Source organism: Bifidobacterium sp. LH_417, assembly GCF_056357035.1.
On record NZ_JBKEVI010000015.1, the window covers coordinates 37,436 to 53,708 of the forward strand.

Annotated in this window: 12 protein-coding genes; 6 read left to right on the top strand and 6 right to left on the bottom strand. The window is 65.4% G+C overall.

Annotated elements, in window-relative coordinates; all coding sequences use genetic code 11:
• Positions 1-389 precede the first annotated feature (389 nt).
• The 3 genes from AC1AYR_RS08915 (at position 390) to AC1AYR_RS08925 (ending at position 4,268) form a co-directional block, all read left to right on the top strand.
• On the top strand, positions 390-1,676 hold the full coding sequence (locus AC1AYR_RS08915) for an ammonium transporter (RefSeq protein WP_476512324.1): 1,287 nt from the start codon (positions 390-392) through the stop codon (positions 1,674-1,676).
• 1 nt (position 1,677) lies between these two features.
• Positions 1,678-2,016: a P-II family nitrogen regulator gene (locus AC1AYR_RS08920; protein WP_101622482.1), complete on the top strand. Its 339-nt coding sequence runs from the start codon at positions 1,678-1,680 to the stop codon at positions 2,014-2,016.
• A 275-nt stretch (positions 2,017-2,291) separates the two neighbouring features.
• The gene (locus tag AC1AYR_RS08925) at positions 2,292-4,268 is read left to right on the top strand and encodes a [protein-PII] uridylyltransferase family protein (RefSeq protein ID WP_476512325.1); all 1,977 of its coding nucleotides are present in this window, start codon (positions 2,292-2,294) and stop codon (positions 4,266-4,268) included.
• Positions 4,269-4,385: 117 nt separating this feature from the next.
• On the opposite strand, the gene AC1AYR_RS08930 is transcribed toward AC1AYR_RS08925, so the two are convergent.
• The gene (locus tag AC1AYR_RS08930) at positions 4,386-5,804 is read right to left on the bottom strand and encodes an MATE family efflux transporter (protein ID WP_476512326.1); all 1,419 of its coding nucleotides are present in this window, start codon (positions 5,802-5,804) and stop codon (positions 4,386-4,388) included.
• Positions 5,805-6,292: 488 nt separating this feature from the next.
• On the opposite strand from AC1AYR_RS08930, the gene AC1AYR_RS08935 reads away from it, so the two are divergent.
• On the top strand, positions 6,293-7,057 hold the full coding sequence (locus AC1AYR_RS08935; protein ID WP_476512327.1) for an aspartate kinase: 765 nt from the start codon (positions 6,293-6,295) through the stop codon (positions 7,055-7,057).
• An 88-nt stretch (positions 7,058-7,145) separates the two neighbouring features.
• A complete protein-coding gene (locus AC1AYR_RS08940; protein WP_476512328.1) occupies positions 7,146-7,715 on the top strand; it encodes an ACT domain-containing protein in 570 nt (189 codons plus the stop codon).
• Positions 7,716-8,511: 796 nt separating this feature from the next.
• Here the strand turns inward: AC1AYR_RS08940 and asd are convergent.
• Together asd and AC1AYR_RS08950 are read right to left on the bottom strand one after the other, a co-directional pair.
• On the bottom strand, positions 8,512-9,606 hold the full coding sequence (asd, locus tag AC1AYR_RS08945; protein ID WP_476512329.1) for an aspartate-semialdehyde dehydrogenase: 1,095 nt from the start codon (positions 9,604-9,606) through the stop codon (positions 8,512-8,514).
• Between the two features lie 240 nt (positions 9,607-9,846).
• Positions 9,847-10,887: a GmrSD restriction endonuclease domain-containing protein gene (locus tag AC1AYR_RS08950; protein WP_476512330.1), complete on the bottom strand. Its 1,041-nt coding sequence runs from the start codon at positions 10,885-10,887 to the stop codon at positions 9,847-9,849.
• Positions 10,888-11,222: 335 nt separating this feature from the next.
• Here AC1AYR_RS08950 and AC1AYR_RS08955 point away from each other — a divergent pair, with 335 nt between their 5' ends.
• Positions 11,223-11,444, top strand: coding sequence for a hypothetical protein (locus AC1AYR_RS08955; RefSeq protein WP_476512331.1), 222 nt, complete (start codon positions 11,223-11,225; stop codon positions 11,442-11,444).
• Between the two features lie 349 nt (positions 11,445-11,793).
• Here the strand turns inward: AC1AYR_RS08955 and AC1AYR_RS08960 are convergent, their stop codons facing one another.
• From AC1AYR_RS08960 to AC1AYR_RS08970, 3 genes are all read right to left on the bottom strand, one after another.
• Positions 11,794-12,417: a hypothetical protein gene (locus tag AC1AYR_RS08960; RefSeq protein ID WP_476512346.1), complete on the bottom strand. Its 624-nt coding sequence runs from the start codon at positions 12,415-12,417 to the stop codon at positions 11,794-11,796.
• 142 nt (positions 12,418-12,559) lie between these two features.
• The gene (locus tag AC1AYR_RS08965) at positions 12,560-13,741 is read right to left on the bottom strand and encodes an NUDIX hydrolase (RefSeq protein ID WP_476512347.1); all 1,182 of its coding nucleotides are present in this window, start codon (positions 13,739-13,741) and stop codon (positions 12,560-12,562) included.
• A 223-nt stretch (positions 13,742-13,964) separates the two neighbouring features.
• The gene (locus AC1AYR_RS08970; protein WP_476512332.1) at positions 13,965-16,202 is read right to left on the bottom strand and encodes an RNA degradosome polyphosphate kinase; all 2,238 of its coding nucleotides are present in this window, start codon (positions 16,200-16,202) and stop codon (positions 13,965-13,967) included.
• Positions 16,203-16,273: the final 71 nt, after the last annotated feature.

Consider the following 16,273-nt stretch of genomic DNA (forward strand, 5'->3'; position numbering starts at 1 on the left):
CCGCCCGGTATCGCGGTGTTGCCATAGCCGGCCGGTGCCGGCCGTGGCCGTCGGTGCCGGCCGGTGCCGCCCGAGACGGCACCACGGAACCGTATCGAGTCCGTATCGTGAACCCGGACGACTCGTCTCACATCCGTGAACAGGTCCCGAATCATGCTGGAAACATGATTCGGGACCTTCGCGTTTTCGGCGGAAAACCGCCGCGCGCCGTCGCCCGTGGAGCCCGCGAGACCGCATCATCGATTAACAATCGCGTAACCTGCCGTAACGAAACGAAAACCATCCGGGCGTTCACTATCGAACCGTTAGCCCCCAAGAGGGGGACGACGAGAACGAACTACACCCCGCCTGCGCGACGGGGCCGAGATGTGAAAGAGAGGGAGGTAGACATGGATTCCGGAAATACCGCATGGATTTTGACTTCCGCGTCCCTGGTTTTCCTCATGACGCCCGGTGTGGCGTTCTTCTACGGTGGCATGGTCCGTGCGAAGGCCGTGCTGAACATGTTCATGCTTGAGGCGGCCGCGCTGTCGGTCACCATGATCATCTGGACCCTGTGGGGCTGGTCGATCGCCTACGCCGGCTCCGATGTCGCGGGCATCTTCGGCGATCCGGCCTCCGGCTTCCTGCTGAAGGATTCGATGGTCGCCAAGGACGGCGTGTTCACCACGACCGGCCTGAACGCCAACAACTACCCGGTGTCCGTGGACGTCGCCTTCCAGGTCGCGTTCGCGATGATCACCGTCGGCCTGATCTGCGGCGCCATCGCCGAGCGTGTCAAGTACAGCACGTGGATGATCTTCGTCGCCCTGTGGGTCACGTTCGACTACGCTCCGATGGCCCACATGGTCTGGAACGGTGGTCTGCTGTCCGGTTCCGGCGCGATCTCCACCGCCATCGGCGCCGCCGCCCACGATTTCGCAGGTGGTACCGTCGTCCACATCAACGCCGCAGTCGCCGCCCTGGTGATCGTCCTCATCATCGGCAAGCGCAAGGGCTTCGGCACGCAGCCGTTCCGCCCGCACAACGTCCCGTTCGTGATGCTCGGCGCCTTCCTGCTGTGGTTCGGCTGGTTCGGCTTCAACGCCGGTTCCGCGTTCGCCGCGAACGGCACCGCCGGCTACGCCTGGGTGTCCACATCCGCCGCGACCGCCGCCGCCATGCTCTCCTGGGGCTTCACCGAGAAGATCCGCTCCGGTCACTACACCGCGATGGGCGCCGCCTCCGGTATGGTCGCCGGCCTGGTCGCCATCACCCCGGCCGCCGATGTCGTCTCCCCGCTGTGGGCCATCGTCCTCGGCGCGATCGCCGGCGTGCTCACCTGCCTCGCCTGCGGTCTGAAGTTCAAGCTCGGCTACGATGACTCCCTCGATGTCGTCGGCGTCCACGGCGTGGGTGGTTTCACCGGCACCGTCCTCATCGGCTTCTTCGGCGAGGGCACCGGCCTGTTCGCTGGCGGCGACTGGAAGCAGCTCGTCGTCCAGGTTCTCATCGCGCTGTGCGCCATCGTCTACTCCGCCGTGATCACCGGCATCATCGCCTTCGCGCTGGAGAAGACCATCGGCTGGCGCGTCACCGAAGCTCAGGAAGTCGGCGGCATCGACCTTGCCGACCAGGGCGAACGTGCTTACGATTTTGCTGGTACTGCCAGCTCCGTCCTCAAGGAGGTGAGGTGAGATGAAGCTCATCACCGCAATCATTCAGCCCCATAAGCTCGACGACGTCAAGGAGGCCCTCGCGGCCGCCGGCGTGCACGGTCTGACCGTCTCCGAGGCGAACGGCTACGGCCGCCAGCGCGGACACACCGAGGTCTACCGCGGTGCCGAATACACCGTCGATCTGATTCCGAAGATTCGCGTCGAGGTCCTGGCCGATGACGCCGATGCGGAGACGCTGGTCGGCGTGATCGTCAAGGCCGCCGGCACCGGCACCATCGGCGACGGCAAGGTCTGGGTCGCTCCGCTCGACTCGGTGACGCGCGTGCGCACCGGCGAGTCCGGTTCCGCCGCGATCTGACCGGAACCGATAACAGACGTCCTTCTCTTCTCGGCTTGTATCGTTCACTGACTGCCGGGAGGGGTTGGGCCATCAAATAGACAAAGATCCCCGCACGCCGCTCCAAAGCCGTGCGGGGATCTTGTCATATGCACGCTCAATCCCTGACTCCCACTGAAGAGGGGCTCCCGGCGGAGTCGGGTGAAAGTGAGGGAGAGAACGCCGTGGAGCCCCGCAGTCCCGCGGCAACTCGGCGCACGGCAACACGGCGTACTGCGACACGTAAGGAGCGATCAATGACATCGGCGGTCGATGGTCTGAAGAAACGGTTCATGGAGATGAGCCAGCCGGACGCGGACGGCGTCTACCGTGACGGCGCGGCCAAACGCAAGGCCCGCACCGCACTGGCGGTGGACTGCCTCACCCGTCTGTGGCAGGAGGCGAAGGACGGCGTCGATTTCACCGTGCCCGACCACGGCGTCGGCCTGGCGGCGGTCGGCTCGCTCGCCCGCGGCCAGATCGGCCCCAGCTCCGACCTCGATCTCGTGCTCATCTACGACTCCCACGCGTTGAACGACGCGCAACTCAACGCGTTCGCCAACAAACTCTGGTATCCGCTGTGGGATTCCGGTCTCGACCTCGACCATTCGGTGCGCACCCGTCAGCAGTGCGAATCCGTGACCGACCATGATCTTCCCGCCGCGATGGGATGGCTCGACGTGGAGCCCATCGCCGGCGACACGGACCTCATCAGGACCACCGCCGATTCGATTCTCGAACGCTGGCGTAAGGCCGCGCGCAAGCGCCTGCCCGAACTGCTCGCCTCCGCCACGAGCCGGCTCGACGAGTTCGGCCGTCTGCAATACATCAACCAGCCGGACATCAAGGAGGCGCGCGGCGGACTGCGCGACTCGGTACTCGTCTCCGCGCTCGCCGTCTCCTGGCTCGCCGACCGCCCGCACGGCGCCTACGACGACGCGGTCGACCGGCTGCTCGACGTGCGCGACTGTCTCCACCTCGTCGCGAACAAGGATACGAACCTGCTGCTCGTGCGCTATCAGGACAAGGTCGCCGCGATGCTCGGCCTCGCCGATCCGACCCTGCCGGCCGGCGGCGAGCGCGAGGCGAAGTCGATCGACGACATGCAGACGCTGCTCGCGCGCATCGGCCGTCGCATCGCGTTCTCGCTCGACTCGACCGCCTCCCGCGCCGAGCATTCGCTCACGCATGAGAAGCCGCGGTTCGCGTTCTTCCAGATGATGTCGCAGCGTGCGGGAGGTCACCGCGAGGCGCCGAAGTTCGAGAACGTCGCGCCCGGCGTGGCCGTTCACGAGCATGAGATCGTGCTCGCGCCCGGTGCCGATCCGTCGCGCGACGCGTCGCTCGCGCTGCGCGTCGCGCTTGCTTCGGCGCGCCGCAAGCTGCCGATCAATCCGGGCACGTTGGAGAATCTGCGCCGATGCCCGATCCACAGCAACCAATGGGATGACGTGACGCGCGACCTGTTCGTGCAGCTGCTCGCGTCCGGCCCGGAGCTGATCCGCGTGTGGGAGGAGATCGATTTCGCCGATATTCCGGGCAAGTGGATGCCGGAATGGCTGGGTATTCGTAATCGTCCGTCGGTCTCGGCGGCGCACCGCTACACGATCGACCGTCATTCCGTGGAGGTCACGTCGCGTCTCACGCGTGAGATCGGTTTCCCGTCGCGCGCCGACCGCGACGGCAGGTCCACGGGCGTCGTCATGGGTGCCGGCGCGGATGCGGGTGGTTCCGGTGCGACTTCCGGCGCGAACGGTGTGGGAGGTGCGAACGTCGCGGGAGGTGCGAACGGCGCGAACGCTGCCGGTACGCCGCGCTACGACGACCGGCACTATACCGCGCTGCTGCTCGCCGGCATCCTGCATGACATCGGCAAGCGTCCCGGCGTCGCCGATCATGCGGCGGAGGGCGCGCGTCACGCGCCGGTGATCTTGAAGCGCATGGGCTACGACGCGGACACGATACGCATGGTGACGCTGCTGGTGCGTGAGCATCTCACGTTGAGCGAGTTCGCGACCGGGCGTAATCCGAACGATCCGAACACGGGTTCCGACCTGGCGAACCGTCTGCGCCACGATCCGATGCTGCTCGACATGCTCTATGATCTGACGCGAGCCGACGGTTCCTCGCTCGGCGCGACCTCCGAGGAGGCGATCACGAAGAAGTACGGCTGGAGCTCGTGGCGCGAGACCCTCGTCAGGCAGATGGTCGCCGCCACCCGTTATCACCTGTAGGCTTCGTTGCATCCCGACTGGTCACGGTTCGCTCCTTGATATGTCACGGTATTCCGTTGCCAGCCAAGGAGCGAACCGTGCAGCCCAAGGAACGAACGCAGGTGGATGGCTCGGTCCCTACGCTATCCACGCGTCCCCGTGCGCGCGAATCCCGTTGAACAACGCACGCAATCCGATGAACACGACGTTCAGCACGGTCCACAACGCGATCATGCGCATGGTCGGCGTGGCGAGCGCCGTCGTGCCGGCGAGCGCGCCGACGCCGGCGAGCGCGCCGACGCCGGCGAGCGCGAGCAGGTACGCGCACGCGACCATGCCGCACGTCGCCGCGAGATAGCGGTAGTCGCCGGCGCCGATGAGGATGCCGTCGAGTGCCCACATCCATCCGCACAACGGCAGGAACACGCCTTGCGTGACCATGCCGACGATGATCAGCGACTGGACGGCCGCGTTCGGCGAGAACAGGGGAGCGGCGGCGAATCCGACCGCGATCATGCCGGCGCCGATCGCCACGCCCGCCACGGCGCCGGCGCGCGCGGCCGCCGCGGTCGTCGCGCGTGCGCCGCGGCGGCGGCCCGCGCCGAGCTCCGCGGCGGCGAGCGCCTGCCCGGCGATGCCGATCGCGTCGAGCATGTTGAGGACGAAATTCCATGTCGCGTTCACTGCCTGGTATGCGGCGAGCACGGTCACGCCCATGCGCGCGGCGAGCATGACGGTCGCGACGAGACAGGCGCGCAGGGCGAGCGTGCGCAGGAACAGCGGCACGCCGTCGCCCGCGCTCTGCGCGATGCCGGCGAGCCGCGGCCGCGCGGACGCGCCTTCCGCACGCGCCCACAGGACCGCGGGCACGGTGAGGAAGACGCCCATGAACCATTGCGCGATGAGCGTGGCGGCGCCGGAACCGGCGATGCCCCAGTCGAAGCCGAATACGAACAGGATGTCGAGCAGCGTGTTGACGATCGCGCCTGAGACGGCGGCGATCAGGGTGATGCGCACCTTCTGCAGTCCGCGGAAGATGCCGTTCGCCGCATAGACGAGCAGCATGCCCGGCAGGCCGAAGACGATCGCGTCGAGATAGCGTTGCGCCTGATCGAGGACGGGACCGCTCGCGCCGAGCGCCGCGCACAGCGGACGGCTGAAGGCGAACAGGATGATGGAGACGATCGCGCCGATGCCGAGCGCCAGCCACATGCCGTCGATGCCGGCTTCGAGGCCTTCGCGCCGACGACCCGCGCCGATGAGACGGGCCACCTGCGAGGTGGTGCCGTAGGCAAGGAACACGCACAGTCCGACGGTGGTGAGGATGATCGTCGATCCGATGGACAGGCCGGCGAGGGACGATTCGCCGAGATGGCCGACGATCGCCGTGTCGATGAGGATGAACGCGGGTTCGGCGATGAGCTGGCCGAACGTGGGAATCGCCAGGGCGGCGATATGGGCGTAGGTATGGCTATGGCTGGCCGATGCCGGCGAGGTACCGGTGGTTGTGGTGTCGGTCGGGGCCGACTGGTGGCCGCTGTCCGTGTCGCTGGTCATCTCACATGTTCCTTTCTTCTTCCTCTTGTTCACCATGCATTCAGATGCGGTTACCACTGTGTTACGAATTACGCAAGTCGGTGTCCATGGGTGAACAAGTAATCCACACGTTATCCCCAAGTTATCCACCAAGTTATCCCCATAGTGTGGATAACTTGGTGGATTTCCACCGCCAAAACGACCTGAAAATGTGGATAACTTTTTCTTATCCACAATGCAGTTCGGCGTGTCGTGGCTGATTGGCGGGGTGGCTGTGGATAACCCGGTGGATAACCGCGCATATCGGCATATGTAGTTGTGGACAACCCGATCGGCCAATAGATATGTGGTGGATAACTGCGGCAGGGCGTCTCCGCATGTCCGCATGGTGGCGAGGGTTCGCGGGGGTCGCACGCCTCTCCTTATAATCATTGCGTTTACGTAGCATATGCGGCAAACGCTCCCGTCCCGCGAGAGGACGGGAGGCAGCGGAAGAAGATTGGATAGCAGTGGCTCTCATCGTGCAGAAGTACGGCGGCTCGTCGGTCGCCGATACCGATTCGATCAAACGTGTGGCCAAGCGCGTCGTCGAAACGAAGAAAAAAGGCAACAAGGTCGCCGTGGTCGTCTCCGCGATGGGCGACACCACCGACGATCTCATCGACCAGGCCCTGAGCATCGACTCCAACCCGCCCGAGCGCGAGATGGACATGCTCATGACCGCCGGCGAACGCATCTCCATGAGCCTGCTCGCCATGGCCATCCACGCGGAAGGCAGCCGCGCCCACTCGTTCACCGGACAACAGGCCGGATTCTTCACCGACGCCCGCTACGGTGCCGCACACATCAAGGCCGTCAAGCCGGACCGCGTCAAGAACGCGCTCTCCCTCGGCGACGTCGCCATCGTCGCCGGCTTCCAGGGCATCAACGCGAAGGGCGACGCGACCACGCTCGGCCGCGGCGGCTCCGACACGTCCGCCGTCGCGCTCGCCGTCGCGCTCGGCGCCGACATCTGCGAGATCTACACCGACGTGGACGGCATCTTCACCGCCGACCCGCGCATCGTGCCCACCGCGAAGCGCATCCCGTACGCCGGCTACGACGCGATCCTCGAAATGGCGTCGTGCGGCTCCAAGGTGCTCGCGCTGCGCTGCGTCGAATACGCGCAGCGATTCAACATGCCGCTGCACGTGCGCTCCTCCTTCTCGCACCGTCCCGGCACGCTCGTCGTGCCCGAAGGCGTCGACCCGCGCAGCCTGCCGAACATCGACTGAACGGCACAGGGCGAACATCACCGACCGAACGTCACACCGAACGTCACAGACCGAACCGCAACGAAACCGAAAGCGATACGAAACCATCATGAGCGACAACAACGAAACCAAGTCCATGGGCGACCTGTTCCCCGACCTCGGCCCCGAAGCGCCGGTCATCTCCGGCATCGCGCACGACCGCAGCGAAGCGCTCGCCACCGTGCGCGGCGTGCCGAACGAGCCGGGCATGGCCGCGAAGGTGTTCACCGAACTGGCCGCCGCCGGCATCAACGTCGACATGATCGTGCAGGCCGGCTCCTCCGCCGGCACCGCCGACATCTCCTTCACCGTGCCGGAAGCCTCCGTCAAGGCCGTCGAGAACGCGCTGCTCGACGCGCACGAGGCGCTCGACTACAAGTCCTTCGACGTCGATACGAACGTCGGCAAGGTCGCGGTCGTCGGCGTCGGCATGAAGACCCACTCCGGTCTCGCCGCCAAGTTCTTCCAGGCGCTGAGCGAGAAGGGCATCAACGTGCTCATGATCTCCACCTCCGAGATCCGCATCGCCGCGCTCGTGCCGCTCGACCAGCTCAACGAGGCCGTCAAGGCCCTCCACACCGCCTACGGCCTCGACGCCGACAAGGTGGAGGCCGTCGTCTACGGCGGCACCGGCCGCTGATCGCCTCTTCCGGGTTTGCAGGCCCCTTTCGCACGGTTGCTCATCGTGTGGAAGGGGCTTTTCGCTATGCTCACAGGGATTTCTTCTTGTATGGAAGAAGAAATCCCCGAACATGGCTCGAATTTCTTCCATGGAAGAAGAAACCTTGAAAAACGGCCTTGATTTCTTCCATGGAAGAAGAATTCTCGTGGCCATTTTCGGAGGCCACGTGTTTCGGTGCCGGGGCGTCCCCGCACTCCATACGTTGTGTGGATTCGTATCGTGGGCGGTGCTCCACAACGGCGTGCGGGGATGGTGTTGTGGAGCGGCGGCGTGCCACAACACGGTTGTGGGAGGCGGTTCGTGGGAATTGTGGCGCGTTATGGGGCCTTGTCTGCTCCACGACATGCGATGGGAGCGATACCGCCGGCTGTTGTGGAGCAGGCTTGCTCCACAACAGGAGCCGAAGCCGGGATTCCGGGGAGTCGTGGCGCACTTTACGGGCCGGGAACACTGAAAACAGGGGTTTGCCCGGGGGTTGCTGCGGTATGCCGTTCCACAACAGGCTCTCCGGCATGTATCGTGGCGCAGCCCGTCGGTACGGGGCCGTGCGCGCCCCCTCCCGCCAGCGGGAGGAATACGGGAGGAATATGAGAATCACCGCGCATGGCCTTATGCACACCACAATGCGAGGAGCCGCTGTGGTCTGCCTCTATCCGCGGATGCGGCCCTTCTCTGATGGCGCCACAATATGAGAAGTCCCGGAGGAATCGCGTTCCTCCGGGAACTCTTGAGCCCTATACCGTCAGATTCTCCGCTACTTCTTCGTGATGTAGCCGAGCGCCTTGAGCATCTCGGCGCATTCGAGCGCGCCGCCGGCAGCACCGCGCAGCGTGTTGTGCGCGAGTCCCACGAACTTCCAGTCGAAGATCGAATCCTCGCGCAGGCGGCCGATCGAGACGCCCATGCCGCCCTCGTAGTCCACGTCGAGCTTCACCTGCGGGCGATCATCCTCGGTGAGGTACTGGATGAAGTGCTTCGGCGCGTGCGGCAGACCGAGTTTCGCGGCCTCGGACGTGTAGTTCACGAGACGGTCGACGAGCTCCTCCTTCGTGGCCTTCTTACCGAAGTTGATGAACACGGTTGCGGTGTGGCCGTCGAGCACGGGCACGCGGATGCACTGCGACGTGATGCGCAGCGGGCCGTCGAACGGCACGATCTCGCCCTTATCGGCGTCCACGTGACCGAATACCTTGAGCGGTTCCTTCTCGCTCTTCGCCTCCTCGCCGGAGATGAACGGGATGATGTTGCCCACCATCTCAGGCCAGTCCTTGAACGTCTTGCCCGCGCCGGAAATCGCCTGGTAGGTGCTCACGACCACCTCGTGCGGCTCGAATTCCTTCCACGCGGCCAGCGCCGGCGTGTACGCCTGGATCGAGCAGTTCGGCTTGACGGCGATGAAGCCGCGCGTCGTGCCGAGGCGCTTGCGCTGGTGTTCGATCACGGCGAAATGCTCCGGGTTGATCTCCGGCACGACCATCGGCACGTCCGGGGTCCAACGGTGCGCGCTGTTGTTCGACACGACAGGTGTCTCCGTCTTCGCGTAGCGTTCCTCGATTGCGCGGATCTGGTCTTTCGGCATGTTCACCGCGGAGAACATGAAGTCCACGCCCGCGGCGACCTTCTCGGCGTCGTCGCCGTCGACCACCGTCATGTGCTTGACGTATTCGGGCATCGGCGCTTCCATCTTCCAACGGTCGCCGACCGCCTCCTCATACGTCTTGCCGGCGGAATGCGCGGACGCGGCGAGCGTCGTCACCTCGAACCACGGGTGGTTCTCCAGCAGCGTGATGAAACGCTGGCCGACCATGCCGGTCGCACCGAGCACGCCGACCTTCAGTTTTTCGGACATATCAACCTCGTTGGGATAGATGGGCGGAACTACACACGTGATGTTCAATCCTACGGAACCGTCCGTGCGGCGACGCGCCGACTTCCATATGATGACCGGCCGCCGCGGCCGCGGTGGCCGTGGGCGCGACTGGCGCGGTGGGCGCGACCGCGTCCCGCCATGCGGGAGCCCGGGTCGGGCCACCGTCGTGCGGCTTCGACCGGGGGCTACCCGCCGCGCCCGCCGCTGCGTGGCGGGGCGTTACTCGCAGGCCACGCCGTCGCGATCGCGGTCGAGTTTGGTGGAGTATCCGGGCTGACCCTGGTACAGCGGGGCCTTGCCGGCGGCGCGCACGGCCGAACAGTTCGGATAGTAGACATTCGCATCCTGCTGCGCCTGCTGGGCTTGTGCTTCAGCCTGAGCCTGCTGTTGCGCCTGCGCTTCCGCTTGCGCCTGCGCTTCCGCTTGGGCCTGCGCCTCGGCTTGCGCCTGTGCGGCGGCCTCCTGCTGCGCCTGCTGCTGCGCCGCGGCGTCGGTCGCCGCCTGCGCCTCGTCGTTCAACGGCACGGTCTGCGTCGGGCAGGTGGCGAGGACCTTCGTCATCGCCTTGCGTTCCGCCTTGGTGACCCACAGCGAATACTTCGCCTTCACGCCGATCTGACGCGCCACGTATTCGCAGCGGAACGACTTGTTCTTCGGCAGCCAGGTGGCCGCGTCGCCGTCGCTCTTCTGCTGGTTGGCGGGGCCGTCGACGGCGAGCAGGTTGTACGGGTCGTTGGCGAGTTGCTTGCGCTGCGACTTGGACAGCTTCTGCGCGCCCTTCTGCCACGCGTCGGACAGGGCGACCACATGGTCGATCTGCACGGCGCTGCTCGTCTTGTTGCCGCGCGTGAAGCTGATCGTCTTGCCCGTGTACGGGTCGGCGAGCGTGCCCGACATGACGATGCAGTCATGTGTGCCAGCCTTGAACGTCACGTCGGTCATGTCGCGCTTGAGGATGTCGTTGCGCGTGTCGCAGCCGTTGTGGTCGACGTCCGCCCACGCCGCGCCGAACTGCGTGCGCGCGTAGCCGGTCTTCGGTGCGCGGCCCTTGGTCTTCAGCGTCGCCAGCACTTCCGTCGCGGTCTTGCCTTCGAAGTCCGCGGTCGAAGTGGTGCTCGCGGTCGCGCCGTCCGCGGCGAGCGCGGGCGACGGCGCGACCAGCATCGTAGCCGTCAGCGCGACGGTCGCCACGGCGGCGAGCGTCGCTGCGGCGGCGCGCGGCATCGCCGTGACTATGCCGTGATGATGGTCTCCGAACATGATTGATCCTTTCTCCTCTTTGACTCGCCTGTGACTCGCTTCGGCGTTGACCAAGCGTTCGGGCGATTTGCTGCTTTGCGTGATGCCGTCACGCTATGCCGTGCCGATGCGGGTATCGGTTTCTCTGCCTTGATTCGTTGCATGAGCCATTATGCCCGATTCGGGTTGTTGCGGGTACGTCGGCTTTCAAGCGCGTGTTGGAGCCCCGTCCTCCTCAGCGCCGCCCGTCGTGGATCTGGTCGACCTGAGGCATGATGCGTCGCACGAATTCAGCCATCCGGGGCACGGAGAACGCGACCTGCCCGTATCCGGACGCGTAGATGAGGCCAAGTTCGATGAGTGAGGCACGGGCGCTCGCCTCCGAGCCTGTATTAGCGAACCGCTTCCGCACATCCGCGGTGCGTACCGGACCGTCCGACAACACCAGATCCCGCAGTCTCGCGGTCTACCGCGGCAAATACGAGCCGGCCGAAGCGATCCGACTGTCCACCAAGAACTTCGATACTGAAAACGGCGTCCGCAGCATACCGCTGTATGCCGCCTTCTGCATCAAATGAGCAGCGCTTGGCGATTCGCATGATACGCGTGTCGCGATGTATCGCTGATTCCCGAGGCGGTCGGCGCGATTGTGGGTTGTGTGGCGGGTTGTTGTGCCGTGTAATGCTGTGGACGGGTGGGGTTGGGGTTGTGTGGCGGGTTGTTGTGCCGTGTAATGCCGTGGATGGGTGGTTTGGGGGTTGTGCGGCAGGTTGTTGTGCCGTGTAATGCTGAGGACGGGTGGTTTGGGGTTGTGCGGCAGGTTGTTGTGCCGCACAACCCCAAACCACCATTATTTGAGAATGAAGTGGCTGCTGGGGCGTGACGCATCCTGCAGAGCGGCGCGCTGCAGGATGCGTCACGCGCGCGCTACTCCAGTTTGCCGCGCCGCCAGAGGTTCGCGGCGTGGTGGAAGTCCTTGGCGGTGACGAACAGGTTCGCTGCCGTGTGCATGAGCCGTGCGGCCTTGTCGGCGTTCGACTTGGTGTCGCTCGACGCGGTGCTCGACGTGGCGCCCAACGCGGCGGCCTGTCCGGCGAGATGCTTCGCTTCGATGCGCAATCCCAAGGCGACCACGTCGGTGAAGGCGGACGCGCGTTCCATCGCGACGGCGAAGTCGCCGGTGAACGCGCCGGACAGGATCGAATCGGCGAGGCGTGCGATGTCGTCCTCCGTCGGAGCCTGATCGACGCCGGCGATCGCGGAGGCGGACGTCGCAACCGGTTCCCCGACGCGCCACAGCCGCGCGATCGCGTCACGGTGCGTGCGCATCCACGTGCGCAGCATGTACAGTCGCCACAGCACACCGGGCAGCGTATCCGCCGGCGAGGAGCTCCACAGTTCGGCGATGTCGTCGACGCCTTCGCGTTCGACGACGGTGAGCACGCGCGCGACCACCGACGGATCCTCGCTGTGACGCACGCGGTCGAGCAGGGCGGATGCGGAGGAGTGCGCGATCTCGTTGACGACGCCCGGATCGCTGCCTCCCGACATCTGCTCGAGCAGGGCGGGGGCGAGTTGGCCGGGGCGCGACGGGCGCGGCGCGGAGCCGGGCGTGGGCACGAAGCCGGAACGGGAGGCGAGCACGGACCCGTTGCCCGTGTTGCCGGTGGTTCCGGCGCTTGCGGTGGGGAAGCTAGTAGACAAGCGGATTGACCTTCTGGATATCGATGATGCGGTGTCCTTGCGGCGTGGCGACGGCGAACAGCGCGAGCGCACTGCCGGTGGGCATGTAGGGCGACTTGGCGATCAGCCGTTTCGTGAGCGAATCGGAGACGCACAGGGCGCGCAGATGGTCGAATATACCACCGATCACGGGCCGGTGCATGCAGATCGCGACCGGGCTGCGGTGCCTGAGTGCATAGTCGATTTCGGAGGCGAAGCACTCCCATGCGGCCTGCGGGTCGGCGGCGAACGCGTCCTCGGTGAGCGGGTCGAGCTTGATCATGTCACGACCGGTCTGCCAGGAGAATGTCTCCAGTGTCTCCATGCAGCGAATCCACGGCGAGGTGGCGAGGCGCACCGGGTTGAAGCAGGCGAGTTCGTGGCTTAGAGCGAATGCGGCGGCGGCGCCCCGCGGCGTGATCGGACGGTTCGCATCGGTGCCCTTCCAGGACTTGCGCGCCTCCGCCTTGCCGTGCCTCACGAGGATGACCGGCACCGCGTCGGCCGCGCCTTCCTGCAGTCGGTCGATGAACAGGGCGAGGATTTCCTTGTCCGTGGAGTGGGTGAGCTTCTTGCGCGCCTTGTCCGGGGTGAGCCAGATCACCTCGTCGATCTCGCCGACGTCGGCGCGGTGTACGGGGCCGAGCGCGGCGGTGCGTTTGAGACTGTCGACGGGGGAGACGGCGGTGGCCATCCAGAAGCGGATGTGTTTCGTGTTCACGTCGGGCGCGTAGTTCTTCGTGTGGCGCTTCTTGCTGCCCTCTTCGGATTGTGGGTATTCGATGTCGCCGAGGTAGGGGCCGAGCGCGACCGGCAGTCCGGTCTCCTCGCCGATTTCGCGCACGGCCGCGTGCATATGCGATTCGTTCGGGTCGACTTTGCCTTTCGGCCAGCTCCAATCGTCGTATTTCGGGCGATGGACGAGACAGACTTCGATGTCGTCGAAACGCGGGGTGCCGAATGCGGACGCGGTGATTGCGCTTGTGATGCCGGTTGCGTCGGTTACGCCGGTTGCCGCAGTCGTCGCGGATGTCGCGGATGCCGCGGATGTGATTACGGAGGAGCCTTCGTCGGCGCGTCGTCGCGCAACGTCGTCAGGGAGCCGACGACGTCTGTAGAGGATGCCGCCCGCCGCTTCCACGATCTTGCTCATTTTCTTGTTCACCCTTCGATTGTACGCAGGGTCGCGTGCGGGGGCTCGCGTGGGTTTCTACGTAGTTTTCCCGCCGCAACGACGAAGGCCGACCCGTGGTGGGTCGGCCTTCGTCTGCGTTAACGTTCACAAATTCCGGAGTTCATCATACGCCCTGTCAAGGCGATCCGTCGCGCCGGTGGACAACAGTTCCACCAGTGCGACCGGCATGTGAACGGGTGCCTCAGCTGTGGTTGCCGCGGCGGCGCGTGTGCCTGCGGATCAGGTACTCCTGGCAGTCCACCAGCGGACGGCCTTCCTCATCCTTCGAGTGGCGCTCGTAGGAACCATCGGGCAGCATGTGCCAGCTGGAGGTCGAATCGGCCATCTGCAGGTCGATGTAGTCCAGCAGTTCCTGAATCTGCTCGGGCGCGGTGATGCGCACCAGCGCCTCGACACGACGGTCGAGGTTGCGGTGCATCAGATCGGCGGAACCGATCCACACCTCCGGGCCGGACAGCGGGCCTTCGCCGATCTGCGGGCCGTCCGCGTTGCAGAACGCGTAGATGCGGCTGTGCTCGAGGAAGCGGCCGAGAATCGAACGCACGCGGATGTTCTCGGACAGGCCGGGAACGCCGGGCTTGAGCGAGCAGATGCCGCGCTCGACGATGTCGATCTTCACACCCGCCTGCGAGGCGCGGTACAGGGCGTCGATGGTCTTCTCGTCCACCACGGAGTTGACCTTGATCTTGATCCACGCCTCCTTGCCGGCGCGGGCGGCATCCTCCTCGCGGCGGATGCGCTGGATGAGGCCGGTGCGGATGGTGCGCGGCGCGACGAGCAGACGATGGAAGCTCGACTTCGGCGCGTAGCCGGACAGCTGGTTGAACAGGCGGGTGAGATCCTGTCCGACCACCGGATCGCAGGTGAGCAGGCCCAGATCGGTGTAGATGCGGGCCGTCTTCGGGTTGTAGTTGCCGGTGCCCACATGGCAGTAGCGGCGCAGGCCGTCGGCCTCCTGGCGCACCACCTCGATGAGCTTGCAGTGGGTCTTGAGGCCCACGATGCCGTACACGACGTGCACGCCGGCGCGTTCCAGCTTGCGCGCCCACGCGATGTTCGCGTCCTCGTCGAAGCGGGCCTTGATCTCGACCAGCGCCAGCACCTGCTTGCCGGCGTGCGCCGCGTCGACCAGCGCGTCGATGATCGGCGAATTGGAGCTGGTACGGTACAGCGTCTGCTTGATGGCCAGAACCTTGGGATCGGCGGCCGCCTGCGCGAGGAACGCCTGCACGGACGTGGAGAACGAGTCATAGGGGTGGTGCAGCAGGATGTCGCGCTCGCGGATGGCGGCGAAGATGTCCTGCGCACGGCTCGACTCGACCTCGGCGATCTGACGGTTCGTGGTCGGGATGAACGGGCGGTTCTTCAGATCCGGACGGTCGATGCCGCCGAGCTCGAACAGCACGGTCATGTCGAGCGGCGCCGGCAGACGGTACACCTCCTCCGGATTGACGCCGAGCTGGTCGGCGAGCAGCTGGGAGAGGAACGGGCTGGTCTGGTCGGAGATCTCCAGACGGATCGGCGGTCCGAAGCGGCGGCGCAGCAGTTCCTTCTCCATCGCGTTGAGGAGGTTCTCGGCGTCATCCTCTTCGACGTCGATGTCCTCGTTGCGGGTGACGCGGAAGGAACGCGCCTCCTTGATGATCATGCCCGGGAACAGGGATTCCAGATGGGCGATGATGAGGTTCTCCATCGTGATGAAGCCGTAGCGCTCCTCCTTGGACTCCTCGTCGGTCATGTCGTCGACCGGCACGAGTCGGTTGAGGTTGCCCGGGATCTTCACGCGCGCGAAGTGGGACTTGCCGGAGGCCGGGTTCTCGACGATCACGGCGAGGTTGATGGAGCCGCCGGAGATGTACGGGAACGGGTGGGCCGGGTCCACCGCGAGCGGGGTGAGCACGGGGAACACCTGCTGACGGTAGTAGCGGGAGAGGCGCTCCTGCTCGGCGGTGGTGAGCTTGTCCCAGCTGAGCAGCACGATGTGCTGTTCAGCGAGGGCGGGGAACAGCTTGTCGATCACGTAGTGGGCGTGCTCGTTCTGCAGCGCGTGCGCCTGCTCGCTGATCGAGCGCAGCAGCTGGCGCGGGCTCAGACCGGCGGCCGAGGGAACGGCGATGCCGGAGTCGATGCGGCGCTTGAGACCGGCCACACGGACCATGAAGAACTCGTCGAGGTTGTTGGCGAAGATCGCCGCGAAGCTGGTACGCTCCAGCAGCGGCTGATCCGGGTCTTCGGCGAGTTCGAGGACGCGCTTGTTGAACTTGAGCCAGCTCAGCTCGCGGTCGAAGAAGCGATCGGTCGGCAGCGGGGCCTCTCCTTCGAGGGTCTCGCGCCGATCGTTCTTGTCGGTTTCAGCGATGTGCTCTGCGATTTGGCTTCGCAGAATCGCTTTCGATGGTGCGTCAAAAATCTGTGCCATGATTGTCATCCTATGCCTTGAAACGCTTGGGGTGGAAGTGTACGCGCGAAAGTTCAACGCGAGTTCACATT